The sequence below is a fragment of the Cellulomonas phragmiteti genome (genome assembly GCF_016862775.1).
In the GTDB taxonomy this organism is placed as follows: domain Bacteria; phylum Actinomycetota; class Actinomycetes; order Actinomycetales; family Cellulomonadaceae; genus Cellulomonas; species Cellulomonas phragmiteti.
Window position 1 is genome coordinate 253,012 of sequence record NZ_BONP01000003.1, and the last position, 21,969, is coordinate 274,980.

20 protein-coding genes and 1 riboswitch are annotated in these 21,969 nt (G+C 73.3%); of the genes, 11 read left to right on the top strand and 9 right to left on the bottom strand.

Going from position 1 to position 21,969, the window contains the following annotated elements:
• The first annotated feature begins 34 nt into the window (after positions 1 to 34).
• The 4 genes from mmsA (at position 35) to Cph01nite_RS04500 (ending at position 4,939) form a co-directional block, all read left to right on the top strand.
• Positions 35 to 1,591 (top strand): multiple monosaccharide ABC transporter ATP-binding protein, encoded by a 1,557-nt coding sequence (gene mmsA, locus Cph01nite_RS04485; protein WP_203671484.1) that lies wholly within the window; start codon positions 35 to 37, stop codon positions 1,589 to 1,591.
• Positions 1,588 to 2,766 (top strand): multiple monosaccharide ABC transporter permease, encoded by a 1,179-nt coding sequence (gene mmsB / locus Cph01nite_RS04490; protein ID WP_203671485.1) that lies wholly within the window; start codon positions 1,588 to 1,590, stop codon positions 2,764 to 2,766. The genes mmsA and mmsB overlap by 4 nt, the downstream gene beginning before the upstream one ends.
• 119 nt (positions 2,767 to 2,885) lie before the next feature.
• The gene (locus Cph01nite_RS04495; RefSeq protein WP_203671572.1) at positions 2,886 to 4,091 is read left to right on the top strand and encodes an ROK family transcriptional regulator; all 1,206 of its coding nucleotides are present in this window, start codon (positions 2,886 to 2,888) and stop codon (positions 4,089 to 4,091) included.
• Positions 4,092 to 4,153: 62 nt separating this feature from the next.
• Positions 4,154 to 4,939 (top strand): ATP-binding cassette domain-containing protein, encoded by a 786-nt coding sequence (locus Cph01nite_RS04500; RefSeq protein WP_239069021.1) that lies wholly within the window; start codon positions 4,154 to 4,156, stop codon positions 4,937 to 4,939.
• A 64-nt stretch (positions 4,940 to 5,003) separates the two neighbouring features.
• On the opposite strand, the gene Cph01nite_RS04505 is transcribed toward Cph01nite_RS04500, so the two are convergent.
• From Cph01nite_RS04505 to purU, 3 genes are all read right to left on the bottom strand, one after another.
• Positions 5,004 to 5,471 (bottom strand): aromatic ring-opening dioxygenase LigA, encoded by a 468-nt coding sequence (locus tag Cph01nite_RS04505; protein WP_203671486.1) that lies wholly within the window; start codon positions 5,469 to 5,471, stop codon positions 5,004 to 5,006.
• 148 nt (positions 5,472 to 5,619) lie between these two features.
• On the bottom strand, positions 5,620 to 7,086 hold the full coding sequence (locus Cph01nite_RS04510; RefSeq protein WP_203671487.1) for an extracellular catalytic domain type 1 short-chain-length polyhydroxyalkanoate depolymerase: 1,467 nt from the start codon (positions 7,084 to 7,086) through the stop codon (positions 5,620 to 5,622).
• Between the two features lie 190 nt (positions 7,087 to 7,276).
• Complete coding sequence (gene purU / locus Cph01nite_RS04515; RefSeq protein ID WP_203671489.1) at positions 7,277 to 8,143, bottom strand: formyltetrahydrofolate deformylase; 867 nt, start codon at positions 8,141 to 8,143, stop codon at positions 7,277 to 7,279.
• Between the two features lie 48 nt (positions 8,144 to 8,191).
• Here purU and Cph01nite_RS04520 point away from each other — a divergent pair, with 48 nt between their 5' ends.
• The 4 genes from Cph01nite_RS04520 (at position 8,192) to Cph01nite_RS04535 (ending at position 12,697) form a co-directional block, all read left to right on the top strand.
• Entirely contained in the window at positions 8,192 to 8,683 is a 492-nt protein-coding gene (locus Cph01nite_RS04520) for a GNAT family N-acetyltransferase (RefSeq protein WP_203671490.1), read from the top strand.
• A 216-nt stretch (positions 8,684 to 8,899) separates the two neighbouring features.
• A complete protein-coding gene (locus tag Cph01nite_RS04525; protein WP_203671492.1) occupies positions 8,900 to 10,327 on the top strand; it encodes a hypothetical protein in 1,428 nt (475 codons plus the stop codon).
• Positions 10,328 to 10,359: 32 nt separating this feature from the next.
• Positions 10,360 to 10,449, top strand: a riboswitch (ZMP/ZTP riboswitch).
• Between the two features lie 70 nt (positions 10,450 to 10,519).
• Positions 10,520 to 11,803: a serine hydroxymethyltransferase gene (gene glyA, locus Cph01nite_RS04530; protein WP_203671494.1), complete on the top strand. Its 1,284-nt coding sequence runs from the start codon at positions 10,520 to 10,522 to the stop codon at positions 11,801 to 11,803.
• Between the two features lie 12 nt (positions 11,804 to 11,815).
• Entirely contained in the window at positions 11,816 to 12,697 is an 882-nt protein-coding gene (locus tag Cph01nite_RS04535) for a bifunctional methylenetetrahydrofolate dehydrogenase/methenyltetrahydrofolate cyclohydrolase (protein WP_203671495.1), read from the top strand.
• A gap of 46 nt (positions 12,698 to 12,743) precedes the next feature.
• Here Cph01nite_RS04535 and Cph01nite_RS04540 read toward each other — a convergent pair whose 3' ends face one another.
• Both Cph01nite_RS04540 and Cph01nite_RS04545 read right to left on the bottom strand, forming a co-directional pair.
• A complete protein-coding gene (locus Cph01nite_RS04540; protein ID WP_203671497.1) occupies positions 12,744 to 13,721 on the bottom strand; it encodes a hypothetical protein in 978 nt (325 codons plus the stop codon).
• 195 nt (positions 13,722 to 13,916) lie between these two features.
• Positions 13,917 to 15,221 (bottom strand): MFS transporter, encoded by a 1,305-nt coding sequence (locus Cph01nite_RS04545; RefSeq protein WP_203671499.1) that lies wholly within the window; start codon positions 15,219 to 15,221, stop codon positions 13,917 to 13,919.
• 50 nt (positions 15,222 to 15,271) lie between these two features.
• Here Cph01nite_RS04545 and Cph01nite_RS04550 point away from each other — a divergent pair, with 50 nt between their 5' ends.
• The 3 genes from Cph01nite_RS04550 (at position 15,272) to Cph01nite_RS04560 (ending at position 17,213) form a co-directional block, all read left to right on the top strand.
• Positions 15,272 to 15,796, top strand: a complete 525-nt coding sequence (locus Cph01nite_RS04550; RefSeq protein WP_203671500.1) for a helix-turn-helix domain-containing protein — start codon at positions 15,272 to 15,274, stop codon at positions 15,794 to 15,796.
• A gap of 54 nt (positions 15,797 to 15,850) precedes the next feature.
• Positions 15,851 to 16,330 (top strand): VOC family protein, encoded by a 480-nt coding sequence (locus Cph01nite_RS04555; RefSeq protein WP_203671502.1) that lies wholly within the window; start codon positions 15,851 to 15,853, stop codon positions 16,328 to 16,330.
• 67 nt (positions 16,331 to 16,397) lie between these two features.
• Positions 16,398 to 17,213 (top strand): exodeoxyribonuclease III, encoded by an 816-nt coding sequence (locus tag Cph01nite_RS04560; protein ID WP_203671504.1) that lies wholly within the window; start codon positions 16,398 to 16,400, stop codon positions 17,211 to 17,213.
• 56 nt (positions 17,214 to 17,269) lie between these two features.
• On the opposite strand, the gene Cph01nite_RS04565 is transcribed toward Cph01nite_RS04560, so the two are convergent.
• From Cph01nite_RS04565 to Cph01nite_RS04580, 4 genes are read right to left on the bottom strand one after another with little or no spacing between them, the layout of a single operon-like run.
• Positions 17,270 to 18,517: an ABC transporter permease gene (locus Cph01nite_RS04565; protein WP_203671506.1), complete on the bottom strand. Its 1,248-nt coding sequence runs from the start codon at positions 18,515 to 18,517 to the stop codon at positions 17,270 to 17,272.
• A complete protein-coding gene (locus tag Cph01nite_RS04570) occupies positions 18,514 to 19,239 on the bottom strand; it encodes an ABC transporter ATP-binding protein (RefSeq protein ID WP_239069030.1) in 726 nt (241 codons plus the stop codon). The genes Cph01nite_RS04565 and Cph01nite_RS04570 overlap by 4 nt, the downstream gene beginning before the upstream one ends.
• A 5-nt stretch (positions 19,240 to 19,244) precedes the next feature.
• The gene (locus Cph01nite_RS04575; RefSeq protein WP_239069022.1) at positions 19,245 to 20,879 is read right to left on the bottom strand and encodes an efflux RND transporter periplasmic adaptor subunit; all 1,635 of its coding nucleotides are present in this window, start codon (positions 20,877 to 20,879) and stop codon (positions 19,245 to 19,247) included.
• Positions 20,880 to 20,907: 28 nt separating this feature from the next.
• The gene (locus Cph01nite_RS04580) at positions 20,908 to 21,894 is read right to left on the bottom strand and encodes a hypothetical protein (RefSeq protein WP_203671510.1); all 987 of its coding nucleotides are present in this window, start codon (positions 21,892 to 21,894) and stop codon (positions 20,908 to 20,910) included.
• Positions 21,895 to 21,969: the final 75 nt, after the last annotated feature.

Below are 21,969 nucleotides of genomic sequence, written 5' to 3' on the forward strand. Positions count from 1 at the left end.
CCGCCCCACTCGACCACCACTGAACGGAGGGGTCATGGACCACAGCGACATCCTCGAGATGCGGTCCATCACCAAGACCTTCCCGGGCGTCAAGGCCCTGCAGGACGTCAGCCTGACCGTGCGGCGCGGAGAGATCCACGCCATCTGCGGGGAGAACGGCGCCGGCAAGTCGACCCTCATGAAGGTCCTGTCCGGCGTCTACCCGCACGGCACCTACGACGGCGCCATCGTCTTCGAGGGTGAGGAGGTCGGGTTCGGCTCGATCAACGACTCCGAGGGCCGCGGCATCGTCATCATCCACCAGGAGCTCGCGCTGGTGCCGTACCTCTCGGTCGCGGAGAACATCTTCCTCGGCAACGAGGTGCGCGGCACGGGGCCGCTGATCGACTGGAACAAGGCGAACTCCGAGGCCGCCCAGCTGCTCGCGCGCGTCGGCCTCGCCGAGAACCCGACGACGCACGTCTCGCAGCTCGGCGTCGGCAAGCAGCAGCTCATCGAGATCGCCAAGGCCCTGTCGAAGCAGGTCAAGCTGCTGATCCTCGACGAGCCGACCGCGGCGCTCAACGACACGGACTCCGAGCACCTGCTCGGGCTGCTGCGCCACCTCAAGGAGCAGGGCATCACGTCGATCATCATCAGCCACAAGCTGAACGAGATCGCCGAGATCGCCGACCGCACCACGATCATCCGCGACGGGCGCACGATCGAGACCATCGACATGGCCGACCCGGACGCGACGCAGGACCGGATCATCCGCGGCATGGTCGGGCGCGACCTCGAGCACCGCTACCCCGAGCGCACGCCGGACATCGGCGAGGAGGTCCTGCGCGTCGAGGACTGGACGGTGCACCACCCCACGCAGGCCGACCGCGTCGTCATCGACCGTGCGTCGTTCCACGTCCGGGCCGGCGAGGTCGTCGGCATCGCCGGGCTCATGGGAGCCGGCCGGACCGAGCTCGCGATGAGCGTCTTCGGGCGTTCGTACGGACGCGGGATCTCCGGACGCATCTACAAGAACGGCGAGCTCATCCACGTCCGCGACGTCGATGAGGCCATCGGGCACGGGCTCGCGTACGCCACGGAGGACCGCAAGCGGTACGGCCTGAACCTCATCGAGGACATCCGCCGCAACATCTCCGCCGCGGGGCTGCGACGCCTCGCGCGGCGCGGCTGGGTCAACGCCAACGAGGAGGTCAAGGTCGCGGAGGAGTACCGCGCGAGCCTCAACATCAAGGCGCCGACCGTCATGGCCGTCACGGGCAAGCTGTCCGGGGGCAACCAGCAGAAGGTCGTGCTCGCCAAGTGGCTCTACACGGAGCCGGACGTGCTGATCCTCGACGAGCCGACGCGCGGCATCGACGTCGGCGCGAAGTACGAGATCTACACCATCATCAACAAGATGGTCGCAGCGGGGAAGGCGGTCGTCGTCATCTCCTCCGAGCTGCCCGAGCTGCTCGGCATCTGCGACCGCGTGTACACCCTGGCGTTCGGGCGCATCACCGGTGAGGTGCCCGTCGCGCAGGCCACCCAGGAGCGGCTCATGGAGCTCATGACCATCGAGCGCGAGACAGCAAAGGACCTTGCCTCATGACCGCCATCGCCGGCTTCAGCGAGATGGTGACGCGGAACCTCCGCCAGAGCGGCATCTTCGCCGCGTTCGTCCTCATCGTCCTGCTCTTCTCGTTGCTGAACTCGAACTTCCTGAGCCCTGGCAACCTGACGAACATCGTCCTGCAGTACTCCTACATCCTCATCCTCGCCATCGGCATGGTGATGGTGATCGTCCTGGGCCAGATCGACCTGTCGGTCGGGTCCGTCGTGGCTCTCACCGGAGCCGTCGCCGCCGTGCTCGTCATCCGCAACGGCGCGCCGTGGTGGGTCGGCGCGCTCGCCGCGCTCGCGGTCGGTGGGCTGGTCGGCATGTGGCAGGGCTTCTGGGTCGCGTACGTCGGCATCCCCGGCTTCATCGTGACCCTCGCGGGCATGCTGCTCTTCCGCGGCATGACGTACCGCGTCCTGGACAACGTCTCGCTGTCGCCGTTCGGCGGCACCTACTACGACGTCGCCAACGGGTTCTCCACCAACGGGTGGTTCGGCGGGTACGGCGTCGACGTCTTCACGCTCGTGATCTTCGGCCTCGCGGTCGTCGGGTACGCGGTCAGCCAGTGGCGCACGCGCATGGGTCGCATCGCCTACCAGCAGGTGGTCGAGTCGATGCCGATCTTCGTCGCCAAGATCGCCGTCGTCGCGGTGGTGGTGATGGCGTTCGGGTACCAGCTCGCGCAGTACCGCGGCCTGCCGAACATCCTCATCCTGCTGGCCGTGCTGATCCTCGCCTACTCCGTGATCACGCAGCGCTCGGTGTTCGGCCGTCACATCTACGCGATCGGCGGCAACCTCAACGCCGCGCAGCTCTCGGGCGTGAAGGTGCGCAAGGTGACGTTCTGGACGTTCGTCAACATGGGCCTGCTGGCCGGTGTCGCGGGCGTGGTGTTCTCCTCGCGCATGAACGGCGCCCAGCCGAGCGCCGGCAACATGTTCGAGCTCGACGCCATCGCGGCGGCCTTCATCGGCGGGGCGTCGACCACGGGCGGCGTCGGACGGGTCACCGGCGCCATGACCGGCGCGCTCATCATGGCCGTCATGAGCAACGGCATGCAGCTCATGGGCGTGCCGCAGTCCATCCAGCAGATGGTCAAGGGTCTGGTGCTGCTGCTGGCCGTCGCGTTCGACGTCTGGAACAAGCGCCGCGCCGACGCGCGCTGACGCCACGGCAGGCCCGCGCCGCACCGGCGCGGGCCTGCGAGGGCGACGGGCCGCGGACCCGCCGGGGATGACCCGGGGTGCCGCGGCCCACCGCTAGGCTCGCCGACGTGAGGGGACCGATGACGGGATCGCAGTCGTCCCTCCGGGGCGCGAACCGCGCCCTGGTCGTCGAGACCGTCAAGCGCTACGGCGGCCTCACCCAGGTCGAGCTCACCGCCGCCACCGGCCTGTCGCCCGCGACCGTCAGCTCGATCGTCAAGGAGCTGCTCGCCGCGGGTGTCGTCGACACCCGCGGGACCATCCGGTCGGGCCGCCGCGCGCAGCTGGTGACCATCGCGCGGAGCACCGGGCTGGCGGCCGGCGTGGACGTCGGTCCGCGGCACCTGCGGGTCGCACTGGCCGACGTCACCCGGGAGATCGTCGCCGAGCAGAGCCTGCCGCTGCCCGCGGAGCACCGGGCGGACACGACGCTCGACCGGGCGACGCTGCTGGTGGTGGACCTGCTGGAGCGCGTCGGGGCGACGCTGGACGACCTGGTCGGGCTGGGTGTCGGGCTGCCGGCCCCCGTCGAGCCCGGCACCGGGCTCGTGACGGTGCGCGGCGTGCTGCGCGGCTGGGACGAGACGCCGGTGGTGCACGTGCTCGCCAAGCGTCTGGCCAAGCCGGTGCTGGTCGACAACGAGGCCAACCTCGGCGCGCTCGCGGAGAGCAGGTTCGGTGCCGCACGCGGCTACCAGGACGTCGTGTACGTGTCGGTGGGCGCGGGGACCGGCGCGGGGATCGTGCTCTCGGGTCACCTGCACCGCGGGTTCGGGGGCACCGCCGGGGAGATCGGCCACGTGCAGGTCGACCCGCAGGGTCGCATCTGCCGGTGCGGCTCGCGGGGCTGTCTCGACACCGTGGTGGGCTACCCGGCGCTGGTCGAGCCGCTCGTCGTGAGCCACGGGACGCTGACGCTGCGGGACGTCGTGCAGCGCGCGGCGGACGGTGACCCCGGGTGCCGGCAGGTCGTCGCGGACGCGGGCGCCGTGATCGGGGGCGTGGTCGCGGGCATGGCGATGGTCGTCAACCCGCAGTGCGTGGTCGTCGGCGGGGAGCTCGCGGCGACGGGCGAGGTGCTCGTGCAGCCGATGCGCGAGGCGATCGCCCGGCGGGTGCCGCTGAACCAGATCGTCGCCCTCGACGTCGTGCCCGGGGAGCTCGGCGTCCGCGCCTCGGTGCTCGGGGCGCTCGCCATGGTGCTCGAGGCCACCGACCAGGCCGCCGCGACGGGCAGCGCCGACATGGCGGACCCGTCGGACGTCGCGGGCGGTGATGCCGGGTGACCGTGTTTGACGGGCCTGCGGACGCGGGATTGACTGGGCACGACGTGCGCGACGGAGGGCAGGTGAGCAGCACCGTGGCTGCCACACGGGTACCGGTGCTGGCGATCCGCCAGGTGTCGAAGCGGTTCGGCCCGGTCGAGGCGCTGGTCGACGTCGACCTGGTCGTGCACCCGCACGAGGTCGTGGCTCTCGTGGGCGACAACGGGGCGGGCAAGTCGACGCTCGCGAAGGTCGTCTCCGGGGTGATGGCGCCCGACAGCGGCGTGATCGAGCTCGACGGCGAGCCGGTGGCGATCGCCTCGCCCTCGGACGCGCACCAGGCCGGGATCGCGACGGTGTTCCAGGACTACGCGCTGTGCGAGAACCTCGACGTGACCGCCAACCTCTTCCTCGGGCGCGAGCTGCGCGAGCGCTCGCTCATGCGCGACGGCGAGATGGAGCGGGTGGCCCGCGGCATCCTGCGCGTCCTCACCAGCCGCATCCCGTCCGTGCGGACCCCGATCGCGCACCTGACCGCCGGCCAGCGGCAGACGGTCGCCATCGCACGCACGCTCATCGGGTCGCCCCGGCTGGTGATCCTCGACGAGCCGACGGCCGCCCTGTCCGTCGCGCACACCGCCGAGGTGCTCAACCACATCGAGCGGCTGCGCGAGCTCGGCCTCGGCGTGGTGCTCATCAGCCACAACCTCAACGACGTGCGCGCCGTGTCCGACCGCATCGAGGTGCTGCGGCACGGCCGCAACAACGGCTCGTTCGACACCCGGAACGTCTCCCAGGAGGAGCTCCTGGCGGCGATCACGGGCGCCACGCAGGTACCCGAGCCGCGACCCTCGGACGTCGGGCGCTGACTCGGGCGCTGACTCGGGGGCTGACGCCCGGGCCACGGACGGGGGACCCGTGGCCCGGGACGTCTCAGCGTGCTGCGGCGGCGTTCCGCAGGCCGATGCCGCCGAGGAGGAACCCGGTGCCCACACCCACGACGGCGAGCGCGACGCCGAACGCGATGACGGACGTCATGAGCGAGGCGCGCAGGAAGGTCCCCGTCGCGACGGTGTCGCGCTGCGGGTCGTCGCGCTCCATCTCGGCGTAGGTGAGCCCGCCGGTCATGCCGTCGAGGTGGCCCTTGATGGCCTCGGCCTGCGACCACGCCTCCCAGGGCGTGTCGACGACGGCGCCGGCGAAGGCGGGTGCGTCGTCGGAGACGACCGCGCGCTCGGCGTTGAGGCCCTGGGCGACGCCGCCCCACGCGCCGATCCCGGCGACGACCATCAGGGCGCCGAGCGCGGCCAGCAAGGTGCCCAGGAGGCGTGCGCGGCCCGCGTGGCGGGTCGCGGTGGCGCTGACGGCAGGTGCAGCGGTGGGTGCGACGTCGGTGGTCATGGGATCCCCTTCGGTGACGGCACCGGCGCCCAGGCGGGCGCCGGTGCCCCCACCGTGGTGGGTGAAATCTCAAGGACACCAGCCGGCGAAACGATTTATGTGACGCCAGTCACAGGATTGCTCCGACTGTGACCGGGGGACGGTGGCGTCACGCCACGCTGCAGGGTGCGCCGTTGAGCGTGAACGCCGCCGGCGCCGTGTTCGTCCCGGTGTGCGTGCCGTTGAACCCGATCTGCACCGAGCCGCCGGGCGCGACCTGGCCGTTCCAGGGCGCGTGCGTGGCGGTCACCTGGCTGCCCGACTGGGTGACCTCGCTGCTCCACGCCTGGGTGACCTGCTGGCCGGCCGGGAACGTCCACCGCAGCGTCCACCCGTCGAGCGACGTCGCCCCGGTGTGGTGGATCGTCAGGTGGGCCGTGAACCCGGTGTTCCACTGGTTGACGACGTAGGTGACCCGGCACCCTCCGGCCGGGGGCGCCGTCGTCGGCGTCGGGGTGACGGTGGGCGTCGGCGTGAGCGTGGGGGTCGGCGTGGGCGTCGGCGTGGGCGTCGGCGTGGGCGTCGGGGTGGGTGTGGGGGACGGGGTGACGCTCGGTGTCGGTGTCGGTGTCGGTGTCGGTGTCGGTGTCGGTGTCGGTGTCGGTGTCGCCTGGTCCAGGCCGAAGAACGCGATCGCGGCGGCGGCGTCGACGGGGAGGTTGTGCGTGACGCCCTGCAGGCGGTTGGTCTCGAGCGGGGCCTGCGTGCCGGTGCCGCCGTAGCGGGCGCGCGTGCGGTTGCCGATCGTCTCCGTCGAGCTCGGCGTCGCGCTGATCCCCAGCACGTCGGTCCACTGCTTGGTGGCCTCGGTGAAGTTCTGGAAGCTCAGGGTCTCGTCGTTGCTGCCGTGCCACAGCTGCACCCGCGGGCGCTTGCCGCTGTAGCCGGGGTAGGTGGCGCGGGCGAGGTCGCCCCACTGCCGGGCGGACAGGATGCGCCGGCCCTGCGCGCAGTCGCTGTTCCAGCCCGCCTGTGCGGTGGTGCCCGGCCGGGAGCCGCCGGTCGAGAAGCAGGTGGCGGGCACGCCGGCGAACGCGGAGCCGGCCGCGAACACGTCCGGGTACTCGGCCAGCACCAGCTGGGTCGTCATGGCCCCGGACGACGTCCCGGTGATGAACGCGCGCGACGTGTCGGCCCCGAACCGCTGCTGCGTGTGGCGCACCATCTGCGCGATGCTCTGCGGGTCGCTGCCGCCGTCACGCGTCATCGCGGCGGTCGAGGAGACGTCGAAGCAGTTGCCGGGGCGGTTGGTGCTCGGGTACACCACGATGAACCCGTGCTGCGAGGCGAGCTCGTCGAACTGCTGCCCGCTGTACATGGCCTGGGCGCTGCCGGTGCAGTAGTGCACGACGACCAGGACGGCCGGGTCGGCCGGCAGCCGGTCGGGGACGAACTGGAACATGCGCAGCCCGCCGGGGTTGCTGCCGAACCCGGACACCTCGACCAGGGAGGCGGCCTGGGCCGCGGGGGCGGTCGCGACCTGCACGGCGCCCGTCAGCGCCAGGGCGACGGCGGCGCCCAGCAGGCCGGCGCGCACGGCGGCACGGCTCCCGGCTCCGGAACGGAACGGTCTCATCGGGGGTCCTCCTCGCCCTGCCGGGCGCGACGGTGCGCCCGGCGCTCCTGACGCGGCGCGGGAACGATCCCGGGCCACCGGGCCCGAGCATGTCCCTCGCCGGGGGCGCCCGCACGGCGCGAAACGATTCGCGCTCGGGCGGCCACCCGCGCGGTGACGTGACGGGGTCCGGACGGCCCGCTCCCGCCCGTCAGCGGAAGACGATGGTGCGCGTGCCGTCCAGCAGGACGCGGTGCTCGGCGTGCCAGCGCACGGCGCGCGCCAGGGCGCGACGCTCGACGTCCTGCCCCAGCGCGACGAGGTCCTCGACCGCGTGCGTGTGGTCGACGCGCTCGACGTCCTGCTCGATGATCGGGCCCTCGTCGAGGTCGCCCGTCACGTAGTGCGCCGTCGCCCCGATGAGCTTGACGCCGCGCTGGTGGGCCTGCGCGTAGGGCCGGGCGCCCTTGAACGACGGCAGGAACGAGTGGTGGATGTTGATGACCTGCCCCTGCAGCCGGCGGCACAGGTCGTCGGACAGGATCTGCATGTACCGCGCGAGGACGACGAGCTCGACGTCGAGCTCCTCGACGAGCTCGAGCAGCCGGGCCTCCGCGGACGCCTTCGTGGCCGCCGTCACCGGCACGTGGTGGAACGGGATGTCGTAGAAGTCGGCCATGGGCCGCAGCACCTCGTGGTTCGACACCACCGCGACGAGGTCCACGGGCAGGTTCTCCGAGCGCTGCCGGAACGCCAGGTCGTTGAGGCAGTGCGCGGTCGTCGACACCATGACGAGCGTGCGGACGGGCCGCCCGGCCACGTCGAGCCGCCAGGTCATCCCGAACCGGTCCGCGAGCGCACCGAGCCCGGCACGCAGCACGTCCTGCCCGGCGTCCGTCGTGACCTGCACGCGCATGAAGAACAGCCCCGACAGCGGGTCGCCGAACTGCTGCGACTCCGTGATGTTCCCGCCGTGCTCGGCCAGCAGTCCCGCGACCGCCGCGACGATCCCCGGCTGGTCGGGGCAGGACAGGGTCAGGACGAGGTGCGTCGGGTCGACGGCCGATGTGGGGGACACGAGGTCCGAGAGTAGTGCGCGGGCGCCACGGGCTGACACCATGGCGCCATGACCGCCCTCGACATCCGCCCGGTCACCGTCGACGACGCAGGTGAGCTGCTGACGCTGCGCCGCGCCGCCTTCGTCACCGAGGCGCAGCAGTACGGCGACCCGAACATCCCGCCGCTGACCCAGACGCTCAAGGAGCTCAAGGCCGACCTGGCCGCCGACGGCGTCCTCACGCTCGGCGCCTGGTGGGGCCACCGGCTCGTCGGGTCGATCCGCGTGCTGGTCGACGGGGGCAAGGCCACCCTCGGCCGCTTCGCCGTCGCCCCCGACCTGCAGGGCAAGGGCATCGGCACCGAGCTGCTGTCCGCGATCCTGCCGACGCTCCCCGACGGCATCGAGGAGGTCTGGGTGTTCACCGGCCGCGACTCGCTGCAGAACATCGCCCTGTACAACAAGGCCGGCTACGAGCACCAGCACGACCAGACCGCCGGCGACCTCACGTACGCCTACCTGCGCAAGCTGCTCGGGGAGGGCGAGGCCGTCCAGGCCTGACCCGACCGGTTCCCGCCCGTCCGACACGCACGCCCCGCGACGCCACCTCCGCGGGGCGTGCGGCGTGTCGAGGTCACGAGGACGACGCCGCTCGTGCCGAGGACGCGAGCGCGTGCTGCTCAACCACCCGGCAGCGGCTGCCGATGCCCTGGCGTGACGCACACGCCGACCGCCGCATCCTCCCTGGGCGACCGTGCCGCCGACCACCGTGACCTGGTGAGCGCGTGGGCGAGGGCGGCCGAGGACGTCGACGACCTGGACCTGGCCGCGACGCTCTGGTCGCAGGTCGACGACGAGCACGCGGTCTCGGGGCGCGCCCGCGTCGCGCTGCTCTCCGGCGACGCGGCGGGTGCGCTGGCGCTGCTCGCGGCGGCCGGCGTCGCCGACGTCCCCGCCGACGGCCCCCGGAGCCTCGACCAGCTCGTCGTGCTGGGGTGCCGGGCCGCCCAGGGGAGGCCGGACGACCTCTCGCGCCTCGTCGCGGCGGGTGCGACGCTCCCGGCACAGCTGCGGCTCCTGTACCTGTACGTGCTCGGTGCCGCTGCGGAGGGCGCGGGGCGGCAGGACCTGGCGGACGGGGTCTGGCGCACCGTCGTCGTCGAGCACGGCGTCCGCACGCCCCACGTGCTCAGCCGGTTCCTCGCGTCCTGGGTGCAGGGGCGCCCGGGCACGGACGGTCGTGCCGTGGTCACCCGGGTGGCCGAGGCGGCGCACGAGCTCGTCGGTGCGGTCCCGCGCCCCTGGGAGGACGCCGCGGCGCTCGAGGCGACCACGCGCGAGCTCGTGGCACGCGGGGACGCCGCGGGTGCCGCGCTGCTCACCACCACGGTCTCCCGGCTGGGTCCGCGCAGCGAGGCGGTCGACGCCCTGGTGAGCGCTCACGCGCCGCGCCGTCGTACGCTCCAGCGCGCCGTGCCGGTCGCGGTCCTCGTCGTGGCGGTCGTGGTGTCCGCCGTCGTGCTGCGGCACGGCCTGCCCGGCTTCGCGATCGGCGGCGCCGCGCTGTGGGCGTCGCGGCGCTGGTGGGCGCCGGTGCGGGGCTGGTCGCTCGCCGACGGTCAGGCGTGGGACGGCCTGGTGGCGCTGCGGTTCGACGACACGTCGGGCGCGCCGCGGGAGCGGACGTCCTCGCTGCGCCTCCTGCCGTCGCTCGCCGCCGTCGCCGGGCTGGCCGTCGGCGTGGCCCTCGGTGGCTGGTGGTGGCAGTGGTCGCTCGACCCCGCCCGCCATGTGCCGTGGCAGGTCTCGGGCATCGTCGGCGGGCTGTGCTGGTTCGGGATCCCGGCGCTCGCGACGTGGGCGGGCGTCCGCGGCGACCGGGAGCGCCGGCGGCGTGCCGACGTGCGACGCCGCACCGAGGCGGACGCGACCGCGCTCGCGCAGGCCGCGACGTGCCGGTGCTGGGAGGCCTCGGCGCTCGTCGGCAGCTACGCCGAGCGGTACGCCGCCGCCCACCTCGGCGCGGCTGCCGGTGCGGCGCCCGTGTCCGTGCGCGCGGCCTCCGTGCGCGTGTGCCCGCTCTCGGGGATGCGCTGGATGGCGACCACGTCGGTGACCGGGGCCTCGGTCGTGCTGCTCCGCGGGCCGGCGCCGTCGGTCCCCGCACCCGCGCCGGCGGTCCCGGGCGCGGGCGGGTACCTCTGACCGCGGCCCGCGAGGCGACGCGCTTGGTAGGCTGTGCGCGTCGCGACTGGCGCAGCAGGTGGGTCACCACCGGGGAGCGACGCAGCAGCCGGACCAACGGGTCGGACGCCTGGGCCCACGGTCACCCCACACCCGCGTGTGTGCGGTGCGCCGTTCGCGACCCGCACAGCTGACTGCGACAGGAGCCCCTGCATGAGCGAGAACGTGCTGGACCAGAACATCTCCGAGCTGGACCCCGAGATCGCGGCGGTCCTCGACCGTGAGCTGGCCCGCCAGCAGAGCACCCTCGAGATGATCGCGTCCGAGAACTTCGTGCCGCTGGCCGTCCTGCAGGCGCAGGGCTCGGTGCTGACCAACAAGTACGCGGAGGGCTACCCGGGCCGCCGCTACTACGGCGGCTGCGAGGAGGTCGACGTCGCCGAGAGCATCGCGATCGAGCGGGCCAAGGCCCTGTTCGGTGCGGAGTTCGCGAACGTCCAGCCGCACTCCGGCGCCACCGCCAACGCGGCCGTCCTGCACGCCATCGCGCGCCCGGGCGACACGATCCTCGGCCTCGCCCTCGACCAGGGCGGTCACCTCACGCACGGCATGAAGATCAACTTCTCCGGCCGCCTGTACGACATCGTCGCCTACGGCGTGGACCCCGAGACGTCCCTGGTGGACATGGCCGAGGTCCGCCGCCTGGCCCTCGAGCACCAGCCCAAGGTCATCATCGCCGGCTGGTCCGCGTACCCGCGCCAGCTCGACTTCGCCGCGTTCCGCGCGATCGCCGACGAGGTCGGCGCGTACCTGTGGGTCGACATGGCGCACTTCGCGGGTCTCGTCGCCGCGGGTGTGCACCCGAGCCCCGTGCCGCACGCGCACGTCGTGTCCTCGACCGTGCACAAGACGATCGGCGGCCCCCGCTCGGGCTTCATCCTCACCAACGACCCCGACCTGGCGAAGAAGATCAACTCCGCGGTCTTCCCCGGCCAGCAGGGCGGCCCGCTCATGCACGTCATCGCGGCGAAGGCCACGGCCTTCAAGATCGCGGGCACCCCGGAGTTCCGCGACCGTCAGGAGCGCACGCTGCGCGGTGCGGCGATCGTCGCCGAGCGCCTCAGCCGGCAGGACGCCACGGACGCGGGCGTCGCGGTGCGCTCCGGCGGCACCGACGTGCACCTCGTGCTGGTCGACCTGCGCGAGTCGCCCCTGGACGGCAAGCAGGCCGAGGACCTCCTGCACTCCGCCGGCATCACGGTGAACCGCAACGCGGTCCCGAACGACCCGCGGCCGCCGATGACCACCTCGGGCCTGCGCATCGGCACCCCGGCGCTCGCGACCCGCGGCTTCGGCGACGAGGAGTTCACCGAGGTCGCCGACATCATCGCCGAGGCGCTCATCGGTGGTGACGCGGCCGACGTCGAGGCGCTGCGCGCCCGCGTCAAGGTGCTCACCGAGCGCTTTCCGCTGTACCCGGGCCTCAAGCAGTTCTGAGCGGAGACCCTCATGACCGCCCAGAAGCTCGACGGCGCCGCCACGGCGGCCGCGATCAAGGCCGAGCTCACCACCCGCGTCGCGGCGCTCGCCGCGCGCGGCGTGGTCCCGGGGCTCGGCACCCTGCTCGTCGGCGACGACCCCGGCTCCCGGTGGTACGTCAACGGCAAGCACAAGGACTGCGCCGAGGTCGGCCTCGCCTCGATCCGTGAGGAGCTCCCCGCCGACGCGACGCAGGGGGACATCGAGGCCGCCGTGCAGCGGCTCAACGACGACCCGACGTGCACCGGGTACATCGTGCAGCTGCCGCTGCCGCGGGGCATCGACCAGCACCGCGTGCTCGAGCTCGTCGACCCCGACAAGGACGCCGACGGGCTGCACCCGACCAACCTCGGGCGACTGGTCCTGCGGGTCAACGACCCGGTGACCTCGCCGCTGCCGTGCACCCCCGCCGGGATCATCGAGCTGCTCGAGCGGCACGACGTCCCGCTGCACGGCGCCGACGTGGTCGTGGTCGGCCGCGGTGTGACGGTCGGTCGGTCGATCGGGCTGCTGCTCACGCGGCGCGAGGTCAACGCCACGGTCACGCTCACCCACACCGGGACCACCGACCTGGCGGAGCACACCCGCAACGCCGACGTCGTCATCGCCGCCGCCGGAGTCCCGGGGGTCGTGACGGCCGAGATCGTCAAGCCCGGCGCGGTCGTCGTCGACGTCGGCGTCTCACGCGAGCTGGACGCGGTCACGGGCAAGAGCCGGGTCGTCGGTGACGTCCACCCCAACGTCTGGGACGTCGCGTCCTGGGTGTCGCCCAACCCGGGCGGCGTCGGGCCGATGACGCGCGCGATGCTGCTGGCCAACGTCGTCGCCATGGCGGAGCGCCGCGCGGGCTGACACCTGCGCCGGCCGAGGGTGACCCCGGGCGCTGCCGCGCCCGGGGTCACCCGGCCGTCGACGTCGCACCCGAGGCGGCAGCCTCGAGCTGCGCGCCGTACCGGTCCCACAGCCGCGTCTCGAGCTCGAACCGGGCCTTCCTGCTCGCCGCGTCGTACCCGGTGGTGTCCCTGCACCGCCAGGCGGCCGTCGCGAGTGCGAGCTCCTCCTGCCGGAGCTCGGCCATGGCCGCCGCATCGGGTTCGGACGTCCCGCTGTCGGGTTCCTCCTCGGACGTGCCGGACGGAGCAGCGGCCGCCTCGTACAGTGCGGCGAGCCGGTCGTGGATGTGCTGGGACGCCTCCTCCGGGCTCGTGAAGTCGTAGCCGGCGTCGACCATGCACGTCGTCCACGCGGTCCGGGCGGCGCGCAGGCCGGGGTCGTCCGCGAGGTCCGCCCACGCGACGTCCAGCTCGTCGAGGAACGCCTGCACGGTGGGGTCCTCCCAGATCTGGTTCTCCGTGTACACCTCGTGCGCGGCCCGGCCGTAGCAGCCGGCTCGTTCCCCGTCGTCCTCCGGTTCCGCCTCCTCGGGGTCCACCTCCTCGGCCGGTCCGTACAGCGCCTCGTAGTAGGCCGTCTGCTCGGCCTCGGACATCGCCGCGACGTAGTCGTCGTTCGGGTCGACCTGCTCCTCCTCGTCGTAGAGCTCACCGCTCGTCGTCACCCCGTAGCCGTACTGCTCGGCGAACTCCCGAGACTCCCACTGCGCGGACCCGTCCGGGCCCCGGTACACGTCCTTGACCGGTGCGGTCGGGACGTACACGAACCCGAGCTCGGTCATGCAGGCCGCGACGACCTCCTGGGCGCGTCGGTGCTGCTCCTCGTAGGCCTCCTGGTCTCCGTACCCCCCGCCGAGGCTCTCGAGGAATGCGGTCACCGGGCCGGTCGGGCTCGCGGTGGGCGGGCCGGCGGTGCAGCCTGCGAGCAGCACCGCCGACAGCGCGGTGACGGCGACGGCGGGCAGGGTGAGGGAGTGGCGCATCGGATGGCCTTCCAGGCAGAGGACTCGCGGCGACGCGCACTCGTGGCGTCCGTCGCGGTGACGGACCCGACGCTAGTGACGGTCACGACGGCCCGGTTCCGACCGCCGGACGAGTTCCTCGTGGGTGGATGACCTCCCGCGGTAGGGCTCTGCTCGTCCCGGCGGGGGAGCGCGCCGTGGACCGGTACCGCGCCGTCAGGCAGCACCGTCCGACCGAGGCGTGTCCGCCACCGTCGTGGCTCCGGGCAGGTCGCGCAGGCGCAGCAGGGGTGAGAGCGCGACGGGCAGTGCCGCGAGGGTCATGAGCCCGACCGAGGCCCACAGGGTCGGCACGACGCCCACCCGGGTGCCGAGCCAGCCGCCCAGGAGCGCCCCGACGGGCATCGTCCCCCAGACGATGAACCGGACGGACGCGTTCATGCGGCCGAGCAGCCGGGGCGGGCACACCCGCTGCCGGAAGCTCACCTGCGCCACGTTGTACACGACGACGGCGAACCCGGACGCCGCGCCGCCCGTGACGAGCAGGACGATCGCGGGGGCGAGGCCGGTCGACGCCAGCGGCGTCAGCGCGGCGGTCGGCGCCATCAGCAGGGCCGCCAGGGGGATGGTCCGGCCCTCCCCGATCCGCTGCGTCACGCGGCCCGCGAGGACTGCGCCGGTGAGCCCTCCGACGGCGCCCGCCGAGAGGACCGTGCCGAACGCGGCGGTGCCGAGGTCGAGCGTCCGCAGGACGTAGATGACGACGACGGCCGCGGAGACCGCACCGGCCAGGTTGCTCAACGACGTGCACACCACGATGCGGCGCAGGTACGGCTGGTGGACCACGAACCGCAGGCCCTCGGCGATCTCCGTGCGCAGCGGGCGACGCTCCGCGGCGGGCGGCAGGGTCTCGTGCTGCCGGATGCGGCCGACGGCGACCGCGGACACGACGTAGCTGACGGCGGTCACGGCGATGAGCGCGGGTGCCGCGATCACGCGCAGCAGCAGACCGCCGAGCGCCGGCGCCAGCACCTGGGCGGCCGACGCCGTGGCCTGCAGCTTCGAGTTGCCCTCGACGAGGTGGTCGAGACCGACGAGGCCCGGGACGTAGCTCTGGTGCGCGACGTCGAAGAAGACGGTCGCGGTGCTGACGACCAGGGCCGCCACCACGAGCATCGGGACCGACGCGTGACCGGACAGCGCCGTGACGACGACGGCGGCGAGCACCGTGGCGCGCACGAGGTCCGCGACGATCAGCGTGCGTCGCTTGCGCAGCCGGTCGACCCACGCTCCGGCCGGCAGGCCGATGACCAGGAAGGCGGCGTACTCCGCGGCCGTGAGCACGCCCATCTCCCACTCCGAGGCGGCCAGCTGCTGGACCGCGAGGATCGGCAGGGCGAAGGCCGTGAGCTGGGCACCCAGCTGACCGAGGGCGTCGCCCGCCCAGAGCCGGCGGAAGTCGGGGTGGTGGACGAGGGAGCCCGTGGTCCCGGGTGCGAGAGTAGGGCGGTCGGTGGTCACCCGGTGAGGATGGACGACTGATTGGGAAAGGTCAATCACTAGGAGGGCACATGACCCAGCCGGATGCAGGCACCGGCTCACCCGACGCCGACGCCGACGCCCGTGCGCTGGCGAGCACGCTGCGCCTGCGCATCCTGCGACTGTGCCTCGACGAGGGGCTGACCAACCGCGAGATCGCCCAGCGGCTCGACCGCCACCCCGCCACCGTGCTCCACCATGTCCGCACCCTGGTGGCCCGGGGCTTCCTCGTGGCCGAGCCGGTGCGCCGAGGGACGCGCGGAGCCCGTGAGGTGCCCTACCGCGCGACGCGGAAGTCGTGGCGCACGCGCCCCGGGCCCGGGCAGAGCCGCATCCTCATCGACACGTTCCTCGAGGAGGTCGCGCTCGCGGACCCGGCACAGGTGCAGATCAGTCGTCTCGGGCTGCGCCTCGGTGCTGCCGACCTCGAGGAGCTCACGACGCGGGTGCACGCGGTCCTCGAGGACTTCGCGACGCGCCCCGCCGACCCGGACGGCACGCCGTACTCCGTGTTCTGGGCCCTCCACGAGGACGCGACCCGCCGCGCGGGGCGATGAGTTCCGGCGCCGGGCCGGGTCGGGAACGGTGACACCCGACGAGAGGAGCCCGCCATGGGCATGGTCCGCACGCACCTGTGGTTCGCGAAGGACGGCCACGAGGCCGCGCAGTTCTACGTCTCGGTCGTGCCGCGTTCCCGCATCACGCGGGTCGTGCACGCCACCGCCGGCATCCCGGACGTGCCGGAGGGCACGCCGTTCGTCGTCGAGCTCGAGCTCGACGGGCACCCCGTGACGATCCTCACGGCCGGGCCGAGCTTCACGCTCGACGAGGCGTTCTCGTTCGTGCTGACGCTCGACACCCAGCAGGAGGTCGACCACTACTGGGAGGCGCTGGCCGCCGACGGCGGGCAGCACGGTCAGTGCGGCTGGCTCACCGACCGGTACGGGGTCTCCTGGCAGGTGGTGCCGGCAGCGCTCGACGAGATCACGTCGCGGCCCGACGCCGCGGGCGTCGCGCGGGCGATGCAGGCGATGATGCAGATGGGCAGGCTCGAGATCGCGCCGCTGGAGGCCGCGTACGCGGGGACGTGACGAGCGCGACGTCCGCGCGGCGGCGACGCGGCACGAGGGTGTCGGTGGCGTCCGGCAGGATGGCCCGGTGCTGCGAGTCGCCACCGTCAACGTCAACGGGATCCGTGCCGCCTACCGGCGCGGCATGGGGGAGTGGCTGGACGTCCGTAAGCCGGACGTGCTGCTGCTGCAGGAGGTGCGGGGGTCCGACGAGATCCTCGCCGACCACCTCCCGCCGGCCGGTGGGTGGCACCTCGCCCACGAGGCCGGGCACGCCAAGGGCCGCGCGGGCGTCGCGATCGCCTCACGCCTGCCGATGAGCGCGGTGCGGATCGGCCTCGGCACGGACGTCACGGGTGACGCCGGGCGGTGGGTCGAGGCCGATCTCGAGGTCCCCGCCGAGGGCGACGGGCCCGTGCGCACGCTCACCGTCGTGTCCGCCTACCTGCACTCGGGCACGGTGGGCACGCCCTCGATGGACGAGAAGTACGCCTTCCTCGAGCACGTGACGGCCCGGCTCTCCGCGCTCGCCGCGGCCGACGGGCTCGCCGTCGTCGCCGGGGACCTCAACATCGCGCACCGCGAGGTCGACCTGAAGAACTGGAAGGGCAACCGCACCAAGGCCGGGTTCCTGCCGCAGGAGCGCGCGTACCTGGACCGCTGGTTCGACGACCTGGGCTGGCGCGACCTGGGCCGCGACCTCGGCGGGCCGGGACCCGGACCGTACACGTGGTGGTCCTGGCGGGGTCAGGCCTTCGACAACGACGCCGGCTGGCGCATCGACTACCAGCTGGCCACGCCGGGCCTGGCGGCGCTGGCGCGCAGCGCGGCGGTGGACCGCGCCGCGACGTACGACGCCCGCTTCAGCGACCACGCGCCGCTCGTGGTCGAGTACGACCTCTGACGGGCCCGGCCGACGCGCGGCCGGGCCCGTCGCCGGACCGCCGGCGACGGCCCGGCTCAGACCCCGCCGCGCAGGGCGGAGATGGGCTCGATCGAGGCCGCCTTCAGCGACGGGTAGAGGCCCGCGAGGAGCCCGATGAGGCCGCCGGACAGGGCTGCTGCGCCCACCATGCGCAGGTCGAGGATGGGTGTCCACTCCGAGGCCGCGGACACGATCGTGACCACCGCGACGCCCAGGGCCGCGCCGACCAGGCCGCCGAGCATGCCGACGACCACGGACTCGACCATGAACTGCGCCGCGATCTGCCGCCGCGTCGCGCCGAGCGCCCGGCGCAGGCCGATCTCGCCGACCCGCTCCAGGACCGACAGCAGGGTGACGTTGGCGATCCCGACGCCGCCGATGAGCAGCGCCACCCCGCCCAGGGCGAGGAAGATCGCGTTGATGTCCGCCTGCACGCTCTCCCGGACCGACGAGCGTCCCGCCGGCATCTGGACGTCCACCGTCTCGGGGGAGTTGGGCGACAGCGCCGTCGGCAGCTGCGACCCGACCACCGGCCCCGCGGCCACCTGCAGGTGCAGGTGGAGCTCCCCGGGCGTGGTCAGCGCCAGGTCGGCGCGTGCCGCGCCGTTCGGCAGGAGCACCGCCGAGAGCAGGTCGGTGCGGCGCAGCACGCCGTCGACGATGCCGATCACCTGGTACGCGCGGTCGCCGATGAAGATCGACGGCTGCCGGTCGACCCGCACGACGCCCAGCCGGCGCGCGGCCTCCGCGCCCAGGACCACGACGCGGTCGGCCCGCTGGTCGTGACCGGCGTCGAAATAGCGGCCCTGCACGACGGTGCCGCCGAGCGCCTCCATCGCGTGCGGGCTCGTCGCGATCACGGCGGGGTTGGCGACCCGTGGCGCCGACGGGTCGTGGACGGGGACCGCCGTGACGTCGAGGTCGCCGAGCTCGACCTCGGAGACCAGGGCGGCCGCCTCGACACCGTTGAGGCGCTCGGCCCGCTCGGGGGAGTCCCACGGCAGCGTGCCCACGGCACGGGTGTCGCCACCGAAACCTCGGCTCGTCGCCGGCTTGGCGACGCCCTGCGTGGCGGCGACCGCGTCGAACTGCTTGTTGATCTGCCCGGCCGCAGTCTGCGCGAGGCCCACCGTGACGACGACCGAGGCGATGCCCAGCACGGTGCCGAGGATCGTCAGCACGAGCCTGCCGGGACGCGCACCGATGCCGGCCGCCGCCTCCGCGAGCAGGTCGCTGACGCCGAAGCGGTCCGTGCGGGGCACGTGGTGCGCGACCGTCGTCATGCGATCTCCCGCATGTGGCCGTCGATGATGCGCACGCGTCGCTGGGCGCGTGCCGAGACGTCGTCCTCGTGCGTGATGACCAGCAGCGTCAGGCCGCTGGCGTGAAGCTCGTCGAACAGCTCGAGGACCGCCGCCGAGCTCTCCGAGTCCAGGTTGCCCGTGGGCTCGTCGGCGAGCAGGACGCGCGGCTGCGAGACGACCGCCCGCGCGACGGCGGTGCGCTGACGCTCGCCGCCGGACAATACGGTGGGCCGGAAGTCGAGGCGGTGCGACAGGCCCACGCGGTCGAGCGCCTCGACCGCGCGGTCCCGGCGCTCGGCCCGCGGCACGCCGCTGTAGATGGTCGCGAGCAGCACGTTCTCGAGCACGGTCCGGTGCGGCAGCAGGTGGAACGCCTGGAAGACGAACCCGATGTGGCGCGCACGCAGCGCGGCCCGCTCCCGCTCGCCGGCGTGCGCGGTGGGGATGCCGTCGAGCAGGTACTCGCCGTCCGACGGCCGGTCGAGCAGCCCGAGCAGGTTGAGCAGCGTCGACTTGCCCGAGCCCGACGGCCCGACCACGGACAGGTACTCGCCGGCCCCGACCTGCAGGTCCGCCGGGTAGAGCGCGTGCACGGGCGGGTCGCCCGGGAACTGCCGCTCGACGGCCCGCAGCTCCACGACGGGTGGCGGCTGGTCGGGGTCGGTCGGTGCGCCCCCCTGCGGCGCACCGAGGAGGTCCATCACCGTCACGACTCCTCCTCCGTCCCGGCGTCGGACTCGGGGTCCGTGGCCGCGGGCGTCGCGTCGTCCGTCGAGCCGGGGTCGCTGTCCTTGGGCGGGACGCCGACGACGACGAGGTCACCGGCCTTCAGCGGCTCCTTGGAGCCCGTGATCTCGACGAACCCCGAGGCGGCCAGCCCGGTCGTCACCTCGACGAGCCGGCTCTGCCCGTCCGCGACCACCTCGACGCGGCTCTCGCCGCCCGGTCCGGCGGTGAGCGCCGCCAGCGGGACGGCCAGGACCTCGCCGTCGGTGGAGCTCACCGGCACCCGGACCCGCACGTTGCTGCCCTGCAGCGCGGCCAGCTGCTCGGCCGTCAGCTCGCCGACCGTGAAGACGACCTTGCGACGGTCGCCCGTGGGAGCCTTCGCCCCGTCGGAGTCGCCGCCCCCTGTGGTGGGTGCGTCCGGCTCGGTCACCTCGGCGACGGTCACCGGGACGTCGGTCCCGTCCACGCTGATGGTCCCGGCCGTGCCGGGGACCATCAGCTCGGCGTCGGCGCGCGACGCGGTCGCCGCGATCTGGACCGTCGCGCCGGAGACGCTCATGAACTTGCTCTGCACGAGACCACCGCGCTCGACCGCGACGGCGTCGACGCGCCGCGGCAGCGACGGCAGGTACACGATCTCGGTGGCGGGCAGGGGCGTGAGCGAGTCGGCCTGCGCCTCCGCGAGGGCCTGCCGGGCGGTGGTGAGCCGGTCCTTCGCCGCGCGGACGGCGTCGCGCTCGGCGGCGGTGTCGGGTGCCGCGTCGGCGGCGGACCGGGCCGCACGGGCGGTCGCCAGCTGGGTCTCGGCCTGGACGCGCGCGGGCGGCGTGCAGTCCACCGGCGCCGGGTTCTCCAGGTCGACGGGCTTCGCGCACTGCTCGTTGAGGTAGGCCAGCTGCGCCTCGGCGACCCGCACCTGCCCGTCGAGCTCGGTGACGGACGACCCGGCGGTGCCGCGAGCGGCGGTCGCCAGGGTGGCCTCGGCGCCCCGGACCTCGGTCTGGGCCGCGACGACGGCCTCCTGGGCGGCCTTGACCGCCGCCTGGATCTCCTCGCCGGCCGACGGGGGCTCGTAACCGACCTTCTGGTAGAGCGCACGCACGCCCGCGGCAGCCGCGGCGTCGTAGGTCGCGCCGCCCGGGTCGCCGCCGTCGAGACCGACGGCGCGCAGCGCCGCCTTGAGCTGCTGCACGTCCGGACCGGAGACGCCGGAGCGCAGGGTGCGGTACGTGGGCAGGTCGCCGGGCAGGGCGATCACCGGCCGCCCGACGACCTCGAGGACGACGGACGCGGCGTCGATCGTCTCCCCGACCTCCTTGACCTGGCCGGTGACGACCGCCGGCCCACCGAGGTCACCGGTCTCCATCGAGAGGTCGACCGCGTCGTCGTAGCCGACGTCGCCCCGCAGGACGACCTCGTTGCCGATGACGCGGCTCTCGACCGGGACGGTGATGGGCCCGGCGGTCGGGGGCGCCGCGTTGGCCGCCGCCTGACCGGGCGAGATGATCAGTCGCGACAGCAGCAGCCCGATCGCCAGGCACAGCACCGCGACCACGGCCATGACGGCGATCGTGCGGCGCCCGCCGCTGACGTGGGTGGAGATCCTGCTCACGTTGTCGTCCTCGTCCTCGGCTCCCGGCTCACTTCGCCGGCGTCTGCTTCGCGGCGATGGCCTCGAGCTGCTCGCCGTACTTGTCCCACAGGCGCTTCTCGAGCGCGAGGACGGCGGTCTTCTGCGCCTTGAGGTAGCCCGACGACTCCTTGCACGCGAAGTCGGCGTTCGCCACGGCCAGCTCCTTCGTCTTCAGCTCCGCCATCGCGGCCGGGTCGGGCTCGAACGACGCGTCAGGGTCCATCTCCGCCTCGGGGTCCGCCGGGGCCGCGGCCTCGTAGAGGGCGTTGAGCTCGTCGTAGATGCTCTGCTGGGCCTCGTCCGGGCTGGCGAAGTCGTAGCCGGCGTCCGCCATGCAGGCGGTCCACTTCGTCGACGACTCGCGCAGCGCCGGCTCGTCGGCGAGGTTGTCGTACTCGCGTCCCATCTCCTCGGACATCTCCGCGAACGCGGGGTCGTCCCAGATCTGGCCCTGCTCGTACACCTCGTGCGTGGCCTTGCCCGAGCAGCCGCCCTCCTCCCAGTTGTACTCGTACTCGGCGTCCGGGTCTGTCTCGTCGATCTCGGGCTCGGCGCCGTAGAGGGCCTCGTAGAAGGCGGCCACCTCGCTCTCGGACATGGAGGCGATGTAGTCGGCGTTGGGGTCCACCCACTCGTCCCCGCTGCCGTAGAGCTCCTCACTCGTGGTCGCGCCGTAGCCGTACTGCTCGGCGTACTCCTTCGAGTCCCACTCGGGGATGTCGTCGGACGACACGGCACCCCTGCCGGTGGGCTCCGCGGGCGTGTACTCGAAGCCCTGCTCGGCCATGCACGCCGCGATGATCTCCTCGATCTCGCGCTGCTGCCGCTCGTAGTCCTCGTCCTCGTACGAGCCGCCGACCTTCTCGAAGAACGCGCTGAGCGGGCCGGTCTCGTCGGAGTCCGCGGACGCCGACGAGCTGCCGCCGGTGCATCCCGCCAGGACGAGCGCCACGACGGTGGCGGCGAGTGCGGGCAGTGCGGGGGATCGACGCATCGGCATGCCTTTCGAGGGGTTCTCTGACTGGAGTCAGGGCGCGTTCGACGGGCGCCAACGCGACGATATCGAAGG